The sequence below is a fragment of the Rhodococcus sp. NS-SX18 genome, from assembly GCF_057367935.1.
In genome coordinates, this window is sequence record NZ_CM170633.1 from 612,851 (window position 1) to 626,207 (window position 13,357).

Consider the following 13,357-nt stretch of genomic DNA (forward strand, 5'->3'; position numbering starts at 1 on the left):
AACGACGCGTGGTGTCAGTGCCCGCCGTTCGCCTTCAGGCGCTCGATCGACGCGGAGACCTCGGCCTCGGCCTCGGCGCGGCCGACCCAGTCCGCGGCCTCGACGTGCTTGCCCGGCTCGAGGTCCTTGTAGTGGACGAAGAAGTGCTTGATCGCGTCCAGTTCGAACTGCGAGACGTCGCTGATGTCCTTGACGTGGTCCCAGCGCGGATCGCCCGCGGGCACGGCGAGGACCTTGTCGTCGCCGCCGGCCTCGTCGACCATCTTGAACATGCCCACCGGACGGGCCTCGACGATGACGCCGGGGAACACGGACTCGGGGAGCAGCACCATGCAGTCCAGCGGGTCGCCGTCCTCGCCGAGGGTGTTCTCGATGTAGCCGTAGTCGGCGGGGTAGCCGAACGAGGTGTAGAGGTAGCGGTCCAGCTTCACGCGGCCGGTTTCGTGATCGACCTCGTACTTGTTGCGCTGCCCCTTGGGGATCTCGATGGTGACCTCGAACTCCACGCCGTGTCCTCACTTGTAGATCGATACGACTGCCGTATCTGCGGTGATGGTCCGCACAGAGGATAACGGGTCGGCGCTACGCTGGTGGCGCAGGTGCCGGACCACCGGGGCGGTCACCAGGGCGCGGGATTCGCCAGAGCGAACGCCGCGGGATTCGACACAGCGGAGGCGTGTTGGCGGGGCAGGGCAAGAAGAAGCTGGGCACACTGGCGGGACGGCGCCGCCGGAACCTCCGGATCCTGTTCACCATCTGGGCAGCGGGGACCGTCGCGCTGCTCGTGGGAGGGGCCTTCGCGCTCTCCGACTTCCGCAGCGGCGAGGCTGCCGCCGCCATAGCGCCGGCACCGGCGCCCGTCACCGCGACCCCGCAGGTGGCCCCGGTACCGGCAGACGCCCCCGCCCCCGCCGGTCCCGCCCTGGCGGCCGCGCTCGCGCCGGCGCTGGGGAATGCGGGACTGGGCAACTTCACCGGTTCGATCACCGACGCCGCCACAGGCACCGTGCTGTGGTCGAAGGACCCGGCCCGGCCGATGATCCCGGCGTCGACGACGAAGGTTCTCACCGCCGCTGCCGCGCTGCTCGCCCTGCCCGCCGAACACCGGGTCACCACCAAGGTCGTCGAGGGCAGCCGGCCGGGGGAGATCGTGCTCGTCGCCGGCGGCGATCCCACCCTCACCGCCCGTCCCCTCGGCGAGTCCGGCTTCTACGCCGGCGCCCCGCGCATCGCCGACCTCGTGCAGCAGATCCAGCGCAGCGGCGCGGCCGTCGACACGGTGCTCGTCGACACCGGCGCCTACGCCGGCGACTCCCTGGCCACGGGCTGGTTTCCCGCCGACATCGCCGGCGGCTCCGTGGCGCCGATCGAACCGGTGATGCTCGACGGCGGCCGGTTGAACCCCCTCGAGGACGAGTCGCCGCGCACCCCCACCCCCGCCCTCGACGCCGGCCGGGCCCTCGCCGCCGCGCTCGGCGCGGACCCTGCCCGGGTCGCCCCCGGGACAGTCCGGCCCGGAGCGGCCCCGCTGGCCGCGGTGCAGTCGGCACCGCTGCGCGATCGGCTGGGGCAGATGATGAGTTACTCCGACAACGTCCTTGCCGAGGCCGTCGGCCGCGAGATCGCCGCGGCCGAGGGCGTCGAGCCGTCCTTCCGCGGCGCGGTCGACAGCGTCTCCACGGTCCTGCGCGAGGCGGGATTCGACCTGACCGGGCTCACCCTCCACGACGTGAGCGGGCTGTCCGTGGACAACCGGATTCCCGCTCGGCTGCTCGACGCGGTGATGGCCGCCGCCGCCGGAACCGAAGAGGCGTCGCTGCGCCCGATGCTGGACTACCTGCCGGTCGCGGGCGCCACCGGCACCCTCTCGGAGCGCTACGCCTCGACCAACCGCGACGGGGCGGGTTGGGTCCGCGCGAAGACGGGCACCCTGTCGCAGGCGAGCGGCCTGACCGGATTCGTCGTCGACACCGACGGTCGGGTGCTGACGTTCGCCCTGTTATCCAACGACCGTCCGCCGGGCGAGAGCCGACCTGCCCTCGACGCGGTGGCGGCGACCCTCCGAGGATGCGGATGCCGATGACCGACCGGGACCGGATGCTGGGTGACGCGATCGACTGGAAGTTCGCGGCCGGGGTCGGAGCACGCCTGACCCGGCCGGGCCCGGCGATGTCGCGGTACACCGCCGAAACCGTCGTCGCCGAGCTGGCCTCGGCCGCCGACCGCGCCGAGCCACCGGTGCGGGAGCTGACCGGCCTCGGCGACGGCCGAGACGTCCCGCCCGCCACGGTCGTCGACCGGTCCGAATGGGTGCACGCCGCCGCCAGGTCGATGGCGGACCTCACCGGTTCCGGGCCTGCCGAGGGGCGGTGGGTCGGCAAGCCCGCGGGCATGCAGGCCGGCGCGATGCTCGCGTACCTGTCCACCGCCGTGCTCGGTCAGTACGACCCCTTCTCGCGGTCGCTGCTGCTCGTCGCCCCGAACGTCGTTGCCGTCGAGCGGGCGCTGCGGGTGCCCACCGCCGACTTCCGGATGTGGGTGTGCCTGCACGAGGTCACACACCGCGTGCAGTTCGCCGAGGCCCCGTGGATGGCGGATCTGATGCGCGAGGCGGCGGCGGAGCTGGGCCGGACCGTGGACGAGTCGTTCACCGATCTCGCCGCCCGGATCACCGGGGTCCTGCGCGATCGCCGGCCGGGCGAGGAGAAACCCATGGCCGAGCGAGGTGTGCTCGGTCTCGTCCGGGCGGTGCAGTCCGAGCCCCAGCGCACCGCCCTCGACCGCATGCTGGCCCTGGGCACCGTGCTCGAAGGCCACGCCGACCACGTGATGGACGCCGTCGGGCCCTCCGTGGTGCCCGCCGTCGCGCAGATCCGGCGCGCGTTCGACAACCGTCGCCGACGCGCGGTGAACCCCGTCCACCGCATCGTCCGGGCACTGCTCGGGATGGACGCCAAGATGGCCCAGTACGTGCAGGGCAAGAAGTTCGTCGACACCGTCGTCGAACGGGTGGGCATGGCCCGGTTCAACACCGTCTGGAGCGGACCTGACGCGATGCCGACCCTCGCCGAGATCGACGACCCCGACGCGTGGATCGCACGGGTACTGGCCTGACGGTGTCGTCCGAGCGACCGCTCCCGCCCGAGACCCCGGCCGTCCACGAGGTGCGTCTGGCCGTCCGGCGCTGGGTCGCGGACCACGGCCGGTCCGTCGCGGTCGGCCTGTCCGGCGGCGCCGACTCGTCGGCTCTGACCGTCGCCGCCGTTGCCGAGGCGGATTCGGTGCACGCCGTCGTCGTCGACCACGGTCTGCAACCCGGCTCCGCCGACGTCGCCGCCCGCGCCGCGGCGTTCGCCCGGTCGGCCGGATGCGCATCGGTGCAGGTCGTCCGTGTCGCGGTGACCGGCCCCGGCGGTCCCGAGGCGGCCGCGCGTGCGGCCCGCTACCGGGCACTCGACGAGGCCCGGGCCGGATTGCCGGTGCTGCTCGGGCACACGCTCGACGATCAGGCCGAGACCGTGCTGCTGGGGCTGGGCCGCGGTTCCGGGGCCCGGTCCCTGCGCGGCATGTGCGAGTTCGACGAGCCGTGGGGGCGCCCCCTGCTCGGCGTGCGCCGCGACGTCACCCGCCGGGCCTGCGCGGAACTGGGGTACCTGCCCTACGAGGACGCGCACAACAGCGACCGGCGTTTCACCAGGGTCCGGCTACGTGAGGAAGTGCTGCCGCTGCTCGAGGACGTACTCGGCGGTGGCGTCGCACCGGCCCTCGCGCGCACGGCCGCGCAGCTGCGCGAGGACGAGGACGCGCTGGAGGAACTGGCGCGGCACCGGCTGGGGGAGGCCCGGGCCGGGGCCGGGCTGGCGGTGGACGTCCTCGCCGGCACGCCCGTCGCGGTACGACGACGGGTCCTGCGACGATGGCTGCTCGAGTCGGGAGCTTCGGCCCCGACGGACCGCAAGCTGCGAGCCGTCGACGACCTGATCGGGCAGTGGCGCGGCCAGGGTGCCGTCGCCGTGGGCGGTGGGCCGCAGCCCGGCGTCAGGTTGGTCGTCACGCGTCGGCGTGGCAGGCTGATCGTCGAGTTCGTCGGCCGGCGACAGGGTGCGGACGACTGAGGGAAGGCAGGATGAACCCGGTGTACGAGAACGACATCGCGTCGGTACTGATCTCCGAGGAACAGATCGAACAGCGCACGAAGGAGCTGGCCGAGACCATCGCCGCGCGCTATCCGGTGGGCGCACCCGAAGGTGATCTGCTGCTCATCGGCGTGCTCAAGGGCGCGATCTTCTTCATGACCGACTTCGCGCGGGCGCTGCCGATCCCCACCCAGATGGAGTTCATGGCAGTCAGCTCGTACGGATCGTCCACCTCGTCGTCCGGCGTGGTGCGCATCCTCAAGGACCTCGACAAGGACATCGCCGGCCGGAACGTGCTGATCGTCGAGGACATCATCGACTCGGGCCTGACGCTGTCCTGGCTCATGCGCAACCTCTCCTCACGGAACCCGGCGTCCCTCGAGGTGGTGACGTTGCTGCGCAAACCGGAGGCCGTGAAGGTCGACGTCCACGTCGCCGACGTGGGATTCGACATCCCGGACGAGTTCGTCGTCGGCTACGGCCTCGACTACGACGAGCGCTACCGCGATCTGCCGTACATCGGCACCCTCGACCCGAAGGTCTACACGGACTGAGCCGGGCTCCGCTTCGGCGGCTCGCGCGTCACCCGCGTCGGGGCCATGCCGCGCTGTAGGGCCCGCAGGTCGTCCTCCATGATGCGGAACAACCAGTACACGAGCACGAATGCGGCGATGCTGCCCACCGCGAGCACCCGGACCGCGACGAGGACCTGCTGGATCTCCTCGGGCGAGAGGTACGTCACGCCGGCCACCCCGACGAGCGGAACGGCCGCCGCGAGCGCCAGGTAGAACACACTGCGCCGGTGCAGTCCTTCGAGTTCCCGGGCATCCGTGGCGTCGGTGGCCCCGTGCGGCAGGAACGCCGGGTACAACGAGCGGACCATGTAGAAGGCGACGAGGAAGAACGGATAGGCGACGGCGATCGCCCCGCACACCAGGATCGACGTGAGGAAGTGCGCGGCGGAGGGACCGTCGATGTTGCCGCCGACGAAGTGCAGTGCCACCGGGAACGCGATGCCCGCAACCGTCCACAGGGTCATCACCACGGCTGCGATACGGTCGCTGACCAGGAGCGCGTCGTGCCGCGCCCGGGCGAGTTCCGCCGCGTCGTAGCTGCGGCCGCGGTGCAGACCGCGCGGGACGGTGATCAACCGTCGGCACAGGTACACGATGATCACCGTGCCGAGCGGGAAGGTGATCCCGTTGATGATCAGCGCGAGCTGCTCGAATTCGCGTTGAGTGTCCGGTGGGAGCCGGTCGACGATCAGGTTCGCATTGTGCTGGTAGTTGTACAGCGCGGCCAGCACGTTCGGGATCGCGATCGCGGCGGTGAGGATCGGCACCACGGGGCGGCGGAGCCGGGCGCGCCAGCTGTGCGGCGGCGGGTCGACGAGGTCCCGGGCCCGCGGATCGAGGCACAGGTCGAACTGCTGTGCCAGCTCCGCACCCGACGCCCACCGATCCGCCGGATCCGGTTCGAGGCACTTCCCGAGCACCCGCAGCAGAGTCTGGGGACAGTCGGCCGGGATCCGCTCGCGCGCGGCCGCGGTCAGTCCGGAGCGTCGCCGCGCGAGCATCGTCTCGAGTGCGGGCAGGGTTTCGGCGCCCAGGTCGTCCTCGCTGTTGGGCCGGCCACCCGTGAGCAGTTCCCACAGCATGACCCCGAGCGCATAGATGTCGCTGCGGGTGTCCATGTCCGCGGCGGTGCCGGGCAGACCGGGATGGCACGCCTCGAGCTGCTCGGGCGACATGTACGCCAGGGACCCGCCGAGGTATGCCACGGCCGACGTGCCACCGACGGACTCGGCGAAACTGATGTTGAAGTCGGCGAGCTTGGGCACGCCCTCCGCGGTGAGCAGGACATTGGCGGGTTTCACGTCGCGGTGCAGGACGCCGCGCCGATCGGCGTAGTCCAGTGCGGAGGCGAGCCGGCGCCCGAGCCACGCGACGGTCTCGGGCCAGGTCAGGCTCTCGAGCCGGCTGCGCACGGTCGATTCGGCGGCCCGGATCTCCCCCTTCTCGGCGAGGGTCTCGTCGACGACGTCGAGTAGGAGCCGGCCGCTGCGCTGCTCCGGTGGGGTGGTGCGCACCCGGTGCAGCACCCGCAGCAGCGTCCCACCCGGCAGATACTGCATGTACAGCAGCCGCAGGCCGTGCTCCGGCAGGATCCGCTGATCGAAGACACGAACGATGTAGTCGTGGTCGAGCTGGGCGAGGGTCTGGGCCTCGGTACCGCGGTCGGGCGAGATCTTCACGGCGACGAGCCGCTGCATCGAGTGCTGCCGGGCCAGGAACACTCGCCCGAACGCGCCGCGGCCGAGGTTGGTGAGCAGGTCGAAGTCGTCGATCCGGCTCCCGGCCTCGACGTCGTCGATGCCGGTCGGGACGCGGACCGGGAAGGGCTCGGTCGTCTCCTCGCCGGGAGGGACGACCGCGCTGGTACGGGCCGGTTCGGTGGGCGCCTCGGCCGTGCGGGTCGGCTCCGCCTCGGCCGTGCGGGTGAGCTCTGCCTCGGTCGTGCGGGTCGGCTCCGCCTCGGTCGTGCGGGTCGGCTCCGCCTCGGTCGTGCGGGTCGGCTCCGCCTCGGCGGTCCGGGTGGGATCGGCCGCAACCGTGCGGGTCGGCTCGGCCGCAGCGGTACGGGTCGGGTCGGCCTCGGTTGCAGCGTCCGGCTCCTGCATGGCCATGCGAAATGATAACCACGGTGGGGCCCGGGCCCGCAGGCAGCTGACGCGACCGGTGGGAACCTCCGGGTGGCCTCGGACGTTGACCCCTCGGACCGTGCGGCCGCGCGAGGGCAACGCTGCGCGTACACGCGGTAACCTTGCGGTGTCCGGTTCGTCGCCGGACTCCTCGGGACGACCACGATGATGACCGCACTATCGAAAGGACCGGCCGGCCGGGCCGAACCTGTATGAACCGCAAGACAGTGTTCCGTAATCTGGCGATCGTCGCCGGCATCCTGTTGGTCATCTACGCCTTCAGCTACTTCGGCGACGACACCCGCGGTTTCACCAAGGTGGACACGTCTGTCGCGCTCGCTCAGCTCGACGCGGACAACGTCAGCCGGGCGCAGATCGACGACCGTGAGCAGCAGGTGCGCCTGTGGTTGAAGAGCGGCAACGAGGCGACCGGGGACGACACCGAAATCCTCGCCAAGTACCCGGAGTCGGCGTCCGAGCAGATCTTCGACAAGGTCGCCGGCGCGGGCCTCGAGAAGTTCGACACCACCGTCACCCAGGAGAGCTGGCTGACGTCGATCCTGCTGTTCGTGCTCCCGATGATCATCCTGCTCGGGGTGTTCTTCTTCGTGATGAGCCGCATGCAGGGCGGTGGCCGCGGCGGGATGATGGGCTTCGGCAAGTCCAAGGCCAAGCAGCTGACCAAGGACATGCCCAAGACCACGTTCGCCGACGTCGCCGGTGCGGACGAGGCCGTCGAAGAGCTGTACGAGATCAAGGACTTCCTCCAGAACCCGGCGCGCTACCAGGCCCTCGGCGCGAAGATCCCGAAGGGCGTCCTGCTGTACGGTCCTCCCGGCACGGGCAAGACCCTGCTCGCCCGCGCGGTCGCCGGTGAGGCCGGTGTCCCGTTCTTCACCATCTCCGGTTCGGATTTCGTGGAGATGTTCGTCGGCGTCGGCGCCTCCCGGGTGCGCGACCTCTTCGAGCAGGCGAAGCAGAACAGCCCGTGCATCATCTTCGTCGACGAGATCGACGCGGTCGGCCGTCAGCGTGGTGCCGGCCTCGGCGGTGGCCACGACGAACGCGAGCAGACGCTCAACCAGCTGCTCGTCGAAATGGACGGCTTCGGGGACCGGCAGGGCATCATCCTCATCGCTGCCACCAACCGTCCCGACATCCTGGATCCGGCCCTGCTGCGGCCGGGCCGCTTCGACCGGCAGATCCCGGTCACCAATCCCGACCTCGCCGGGCGCCGGGCGATCCTGCAGGTGCATTCCAAGGGCAAGCCGCTCGACCAGCACGCCGACCTCGAGGGACTGGCCAAGCGCACCGTCGGCATGTCCGGCGCCGACCTTGCCAACGTCGTCAACGAGGCCGCGCTGCTCACCGCGCGCGAGAACGGCACCGTGATCACCGAGGCCGCACTCGAGGAGTCGGTGGACCGGGTCATCGGCGGCCCGCGCCGCAAGAGCCGCATCATCAGCGAGCACGAGAAGAAGATCACCGCCTACCACGAGGGCGGGCACACGCTCGCCGCGTGGGCGATGCCCGACATCGAGCCGGTCTACAAGGTGACGATCCTGGCCCGCGGCCGCACCGGCGGTCACGCGATGACCGTCCCCGAGGACGACAAGGGCCTGATGACCCGCTCGGAGATGATCGCCCGCCTGGTGATGGCCATGGGCGGCCGGGCGGCCGAGGAACTCGTGTTCCACGAGCCGACGACGGGTGCCTCCTCGGACATCGACCAGGCCACCAAGATCGCCCGCGCGATGGTCACCGAGTACGGCATGAGCGCCCGCCTCGGAGCCGTCCGCTACGGGCAGGAACACGGCGACCCGTTCCTCGGCCGCTCGATGGGCGTGCAGTCCGACTACTCGCACGAGGTGGCCCGCGAGATCGACGAAGAGGTGCGCAACCTCATCGAGGCCGCGCACACCGAGGCCTGGGCGATCCTCAACGACTACCGCGACGTGCTGGACGTGCTCGCCGGGGAGCTGCTCGAACACGAGACCCTCACCCGCAAGGATCTCGAGCGGATCCTCACCTCCGTCGAGAAGCGGCCGCGGATCACCGAGTTCAACGACTTCGGTGGACGTACGCCGTCGGACAAGCCTCCCATCAAGACGCCGGCCGAGCGGGCGAAGGAACGCGGTGAGCCGTGGCCGCCGGAAGCGGTGCGCCCGTCCTTCACCAAGCCTGCCCAGCCGCAGCCGCAGCCGCAGCCTCAGCCGCAGCACCCGCAGCACCCGCAGCCGCAGCCCGCGGCGCCGACCAACGGGCATCCGGCGCCGGTGCCGGCACCCGCATCGGAGCCGCTGCCGGGCTTCGGGCAGCCGCCGTACCCGGGCGGACCGCGCCACGCCACCCGGCCCGACTACGGCGCCCCGGCGGGCTGGTCGGCACCCGGTTGGCCGCCTGCCGAATCCGAGCAGCCGCAGAGCACCTATCCTGGGTATCCGCAATGGACCCAGCCCGCGCGCTCGGCCGACGAGGACGAGCGACAGGCCGACAGGAATGTAGCTCCCGAGTCACCGCCTACCCAGCCGTGGGAGGGGCCGACCGGTCCGCGCTGAACCCGAGTCGAGAAGAGTGGAGGTACGGTCTGGTGTCGGTGAACCACCTGGATTCCGAGGCGGATTCCGTGTCGATCGGCGGTGACGGTCAGCCCCTGCGCAGCCGGGAATCGGGCCGGGCCTTCGATCAGGCTCGCGCGGAGGCGGCGGTGCGGGAACTGTTGATCGCGGTGGGGGAGGACCCCGAGCGCGAAGGGCTGCTCGACACTCCGGCCCGGGTCGCGCGGGCGTACCGGGAGATGTTCGCCGGTCTGTACACCGACCCGGACTCGGTTCTGGACAAGACCTTCGACGAGGGCCATCAGGAACTCGTCCTGGTCCGCGACATCCCGATGTACTCGACGTGCGAGCATCACCTGGTCTCCTTCCACGGCGTCGCGCACGTCGGCTACATCCCCGGTCCCACCGGCCGGGTGACGGGCCTGTCGAAGCTGGCGCGGGTGGTGGATCTGTACGCCAAGCGGCCGCAGGTGCAGGAGCGGCTGACCAGTCAGGTGGCGGATGCGCTGATGCGCAAGCTGGATCCGGTCGGGGTGATCGTGGTCGTCGAGGCCGAGCATCTGTGCATGGCCATGCGGGGCATCCGCAAGCCGGGGGCGAGCACCACGACCTCGGCGGTGCGCGGGTTGTTGCAGACCAACTCGGCGTCGCGTGCCGAGGCCCTGGATCTGATCCTGCGCCGGTGAGCACGCTGCCGAACCCCGGGCGCCCGGTGGTGATGGGCGTGCTGAACGTGACGCGGGATTCGTTCTCGGACGGCGGCCGGTACCTCGACCGTGACGCGGCGATCGCGCACGGCCTGGAACTGCGTGACCTCGGTGTGGACATCGTCGACGTCGGTGGGGAATCCACCCGTCCCGGAGCGGCTCGCGTCGACCCGGAGGTCGAGGCCGGGCGGGTCGCCCCGGTCGTCGCCGCGTTGAGCGCCGCCGGAATTCCCACCAGCGTCGACACCATGCGGGCGTCCGTGGCCGAGGCGGCGATCGAGGCCGGGGTCACCATCGTCAACGACGTCTCGGGCGGACGCGCCGACTCTCGCATGGCCGCGGTCGTGGCCGCGGCCGGCGTGCCGTGGATCCTCATGCACTGGCGGCCCGCCGGCGGCTTCGTGCACGCCGGCGGATCCACCCACTACGACGACGTGGTCCGTGAAGTTCGGGGGGAGCTGATGGTGCAGGTGGACGCCGCGATCGCCGCCGGGGTCGATCCGGCGAACATCATCCTCGATCCCGGTCTCGGCTTCGTGAAGGACGCCGACCACAACTGGGAACTGCTGCATCGCCTGCCCGAACTCACCGAACTCGGCTACCCGGTGCTGATCGGTGCGTCGCGCAAACGCTTCCTCGGTTCCCTGCTCGCCGCCCCCGACGGCACGATCCGGCCACCCGGTGGCCGCGAGGTGGCCACGGCCGTCGTGTCGGCGCTCGCGGCGGAGCACGGCGCCTGGGGGGTGCGCGTGCACGACGTGCGGGCGTCGCTGGACGCTGTCGCCGTCGTCGGAGCGTGGCAGCGCGGCAGTGCGGCGGGAGGATCGGCGTGAGCGACCGGATCGAACTGCGCGGACTGCGGGTCCGCGGCCACCACGGGGTGTTCGACCACGAGAAGCGCGACGGCCAGGACTTCCTGGTGGACATCGTCGCGTGGCTCGATCTCGCACCGGCTGCCGCGAGCGACGTCCTCGACGACACCCTGCACTACGGCATCCTCGCCGAGCGGGCCGCCGCGATCGTCGCGGGCCCGTCGCGCGACCTCATCGAGACCGTCGCCGGTGAGATCGCCGACGACGTCCTCACCGACTCGCGGGTCACCCGGGTCGAGGTCACCCTGCACAAGCCGTCGGCGCCGATCCCGCTGACCTTCGCCGACGTGGCGGTGGTGGTCGAGCGCACCCGGAGCGGCTCGTGAGCCGGGCGGTGCTGTCCATCGGCTCGAACATCGGGGACCGGACAGCGCATCTGCGCTCGGTCACCGAAGCCCTCGGCGACCGAATCGTGGCCGTGTCGCCGGTGTACTCGACGGCGCCGTGGGGCGGGGTCGAGCAGCAGGACTTCCTCAACGCCGTCGTCGTCGCCGAGGACCCGTCGCTGGACTGCCGCGGCTGGCTCGATCTGGGGCGGCAGCTCGAGGCTGCCGCCGACCGGGTCCGGGAACAGCGGTGGGGCCCGCGCAGCCTCGACGTGGATGTGGTCACCTGCCACGACTCGGACGGTCGGGAGGTTCTCAGCGACGACCCCGAACTGACCCTGCCGCATCCGCGCGCCCACCTGCGTGCCTTCGTGCTCGTCCCGTGGTGGGACGTCGAACCGCAGGCGACGCTGGTCGCCGACGGCATGCGGCGGCCGTTGACGGAGTGGCTCGCGGCTCTCGACGTCGACGAACGCGAAGGTGTGCGCCGCACCGAGCACCGGCTGGAGCCGCCGCGGTGATGAAGCCGACGCGTATCCGGGACCTGCTGGCGCTGGCAGTGCTCGCCGCCGTCGCGGCCTGGCTGCTGGCGCGCGGCCTGTACGGCACGCTGCCGCCGATTCCCGTCTACGCGGGAGCGTCGCTGTATCCGGTCGCGATCGTCGAGGTGGTGCTGGCCTTCGTGATCCGCTCCCGGGTCGGCAAGCACGAGATCGGCGACGGACCGCACCAGCTGCATCCCATCACGGCAGCTCGTGCGGTGGCGCTCGCGAAGGCATCGGCACTGGTCGGTGCGGCCAGCGCGGGCATCTGGGCGGGATTCCTGCTGTACCTGGTGCCGCAGCGACCGGTGCTCCAGGCCGCGGTCGAGGACAGTGCCGGTGTGATCGTCGGGCTGCTCGCCGGCGTGGCGCTCGCCGGCGCCGCGTTGTGGCTCGAACATTGTTGCCGGACACCGGAAGATCCGGACGAGCCGGCGACCTGACCGTGACGGCGCCTCGGGTGCGCTCGACTCTCGGGACACGGCGGCCCCGCCCAGTAGTCTGGAGCCCATGGGGACCCCGGTGCGAACGAGGAAGGGCCGTCGGCCACGGCGCAGCGCGAGTTCTGTGATCGTGGCGGGATTGCTCGCCCTGGCGCTGATCGCGTCGCTGTTCCTGGTCTTCAGCGACAGCGTCCAGCTGTTGCGTGTCGGGCTGGTGGTCGCGCTGTGGGCTGCCACCGTCGGCGCGATCGCCATGACGAAGTATCGACGCGAGTCGGCACTGGACCGTGCCAAGGTCCGGGATCTGCAGACCGTGTACGAATTGCAGCTCGAACGGGAGATCGCGGCACGCCGTGAGTACGAGCTGACGGTCGAGGAGAAGGTCCGTTCGGAGCTGCGCATCGACGCCGACCAGATGGCCGCCCTGCGAGCCGAACTCGGTGCGCTGCGACGCAACCTCGAGGTGCTCTTCGACGGCCGGCTGCCCGAGGACCGTGCGGCGTTGTGGGCGGGCCGGGGGCAACTGCAGGAGCTCGGTGGCGGGAACTTCCGGGTCACCGCCGCGCCTCGTCCGGCGGGACCGTTCTTCGCGTCACCGGACGACGAGCCGGTGACCGCCGAGACCACGGTGGTCACCGACGGCGACACGACGACCGCTGTGCCCCGCCGCCCGGCGGGGGCGACGCCCGCTTCCGGTGCGTCGCCGGCCCCGCAACGGCAGGATCGGACCGAGGCCGAGGTCGAGGTCGAGGTCGATGCCGCGGTCGACGACCGGACCGGAGCCGAGGCACCGCCGGAGCAACCCGAGGACGCGGGCTCCCGGGCGGAGCAGCCCGAGAACTGGTCGGAGCAGCCCCGGGACGCCGGGGCGCAGCCGGAGGACGAGACCTCGGACGCGGACGACGACGCCGAACCCACCGGCCGGCGTGCCCGGCGGCGGCGGTCGGACGACGTGGGCGAGGGCGCGCACAGCCAGGGGCGCACGGTCGCGGAGATCCTCGCCGCCCTGTCCGCCGAGCGCTGAGCACCCGCCACGGCGGGTGAGGCGCAGATCACGTTCTCAGCCGTGGCC

The 13,357-nt window shown here is 71.4% G+C and carries 13 protein-coding genes; 11 read left to right on the forward strand and 2 right to left on the reverse strand.

Translation table 11 applies throughout. From position 1 onward, the window contains the following. Positions 1–14: 14 nt before the first annotated feature. Positions 15–506 (reverse strand): inorganic diphosphatase, encoded by a 492-nt coding sequence (locus AC2IPW_RS02840; protein WP_003938269.1) that lies wholly within the window; start codon positions 504–506, stop codon positions 15–17. Between the two features lie 170 nt (positions 507–676). Between AC2IPW_RS02840 and dacB the strand changes: the two genes are divergently transcribed. From dacB to hpt, 4 genes are read left to right on the forward strand one after another with little or no spacing between them, the layout of a single operon-like run. Continuing rightward, a complete protein-coding gene (gene dacB / locus AC2IPW_RS02845) occupies positions 677–2,083 on the forward strand; it encodes a D-alanyl-D-alanine carboxypeptidase/D-alanyl-D-alanine endopeptidase (protein WP_003938268.1) in 1,407 nt (468 codons plus the stop codon). Then, complete coding sequence (locus AC2IPW_RS02850) at positions 2,074–3,114, forward strand: zinc-dependent metalloprotease (protein WP_416062588.1); 1,041 nt, start codon at positions 2,074–2,076, stop codon at positions 3,112–3,114. The genes dacB and AC2IPW_RS02850 overlap by 10 nt, the downstream gene beginning before the upstream one ends. Positions 3,115–3,116: 2 nt before the next feature. Further along, a complete protein-coding gene (gene tilS, locus AC2IPW_RS02855; RefSeq protein ID WP_486376235.1) occupies positions 3,117–4,115 on the forward strand; it encodes a tRNA lysidine(34) synthetase TilS in 999 nt (332 codons plus the stop codon). Positions 4,116–4,135: 20 nt separating this feature from the next. Continuing rightward, entirely contained in the window at positions 4,136–4,690 is a 555-nt protein-coding gene (hpt, locus tag AC2IPW_RS02860) for a hypoxanthine phosphoribosyltransferase (RefSeq protein WP_003938265.1), read from the forward strand. Here hpt and AC2IPW_RS02865 read toward each other — a convergent pair. Continuing rightward, complete coding sequence (locus AC2IPW_RS02865) at positions 4,678–6,822, reverse strand: serine/threonine-protein kinase (protein ID WP_486376236.1); 2,145 nt, start codon at positions 6,820–6,822, stop codon at positions 4,678–4,680. The two genes, hpt and AC2IPW_RS02865, sit on opposite strands and share 13 nt — an antisense overlap. Before the next feature lie 227 nt (positions 6,823–7,049). Here AC2IPW_RS02865 and ftsH point away from each other — a divergent pair, with 227 nt between their 5' ends. The 7 genes from ftsH (at position 7,050) to AC2IPW_RS02900 (ending at position 13,309) form a co-directional block, all read left to right on the forward strand. Then, positions 7,050–9,395 carry an ATP-dependent zinc metalloprotease FtsH gene (ftsH, locus tag AC2IPW_RS02870; RefSeq protein WP_486376237.1) on the forward strand — a complete coding sequence of 782 codons (2,346 nt, stop codon included), beginning with the start codon at positions 7,050–7,052 and terminating at the stop codon, positions 9,393–9,395. Positions 9,396–9,463: 68 nt separating this feature from the next. Beyond that, positions 9,464–10,081 carry a GTP cyclohydrolase I FolE gene (folE, locus tag AC2IPW_RS02875; protein ID WP_238586230.1) on the forward strand — a complete coding sequence of 206 codons (618 nt, stop codon included), beginning with the start codon at positions 9,464–9,466 and terminating at the stop codon, positions 10,079–10,081. Between the two features lie 32 nt (positions 10,082–10,113). After that, positions 10,114–10,935, forward strand: a complete 822-nt coding sequence (gene folP / locus AC2IPW_RS02880) for a dihydropteroate synthase (RefSeq protein WP_052033950.1) — start codon at positions 10,114–10,116, stop codon at positions 10,933–10,935. Beyond that, complete coding sequence (gene folB, locus AC2IPW_RS02885; RefSeq protein ID WP_003936005.1) at positions 10,932–11,300, forward strand: dihydroneopterin aldolase; 369 nt, start codon at positions 10,932–10,934, stop codon at positions 11,298–11,300. Before folP ends, folB begins: the two co-directional genes overlap by 4 nt. Then, positions 11,297–11,821: a 2-amino-4-hydroxy-6-hydroxymethyldihydropteridine diphosphokinase gene (gene folK / locus AC2IPW_RS02890; RefSeq protein WP_003936004.1), complete on the forward strand. Its 525-nt coding sequence runs from the start codon at positions 11,297–11,299 to the stop codon at positions 11,819–11,821. Before folB ends, folK begins: the two co-directional genes overlap by 4 nt. Then, entirely contained in the window at positions 11,821–12,285 is a 465-nt protein-coding gene (locus AC2IPW_RS02895) for a DUF3180 domain-containing protein (protein ID WP_003936003.1), read from the forward strand. Before folK ends, AC2IPW_RS02895 begins: the two co-directional genes overlap by 1 nt. Before the next feature lie 130 nt (positions 12,286–12,415). Beyond that, on the forward strand, positions 12,416–13,309 hold the full coding sequence (locus AC2IPW_RS02900; protein ID WP_486376238.1) for a DUF6779 domain-containing protein: 894 nt from the start codon (positions 12,416–12,418) through the stop codon (positions 13,307–13,309). Positions 13,310–13,357: the final 48 nt, after the last annotated feature.

Bases quoted from the DNA above. Each gene is read 5' to 3' on its own strand.
- ftsH (WP_486376237.1), top strand. From the start codon at position 7,050: ATGAACCGCAAGACAGTGTTCCGTAATCTGGCGATCGTCGCCGGCATC.
- folP (WP_052033950.1), top strand. From the start codon at position 10,114: ATGGGCGTGCTGAACGTGACGCGGGATTCGTTCTCGGACGGCGGCCGG.
- AC2IPW_RS02865 (WP_486376236.1), bottom strand. From the start codon at position 6,822: ATGGCCATGCAGGAGCCGGACGCTGCAACCGAGGCCGACCCGACCCGT.
- AC2IPW_RS02850 (WP_416062588.1), top strand. From the start codon at position 2,074: ATGCCGATGACCGACCGGGACCGGATGCTGGGTGACGCGATCGACTGG.
- AC2IPW_RS02895 (WP_003936003.1), top strand. From the start codon at position 11,821: ATGAAGCCGACGCGTATCCGGGACCTGCTGGCGCTGGCAGTGCTCGCC.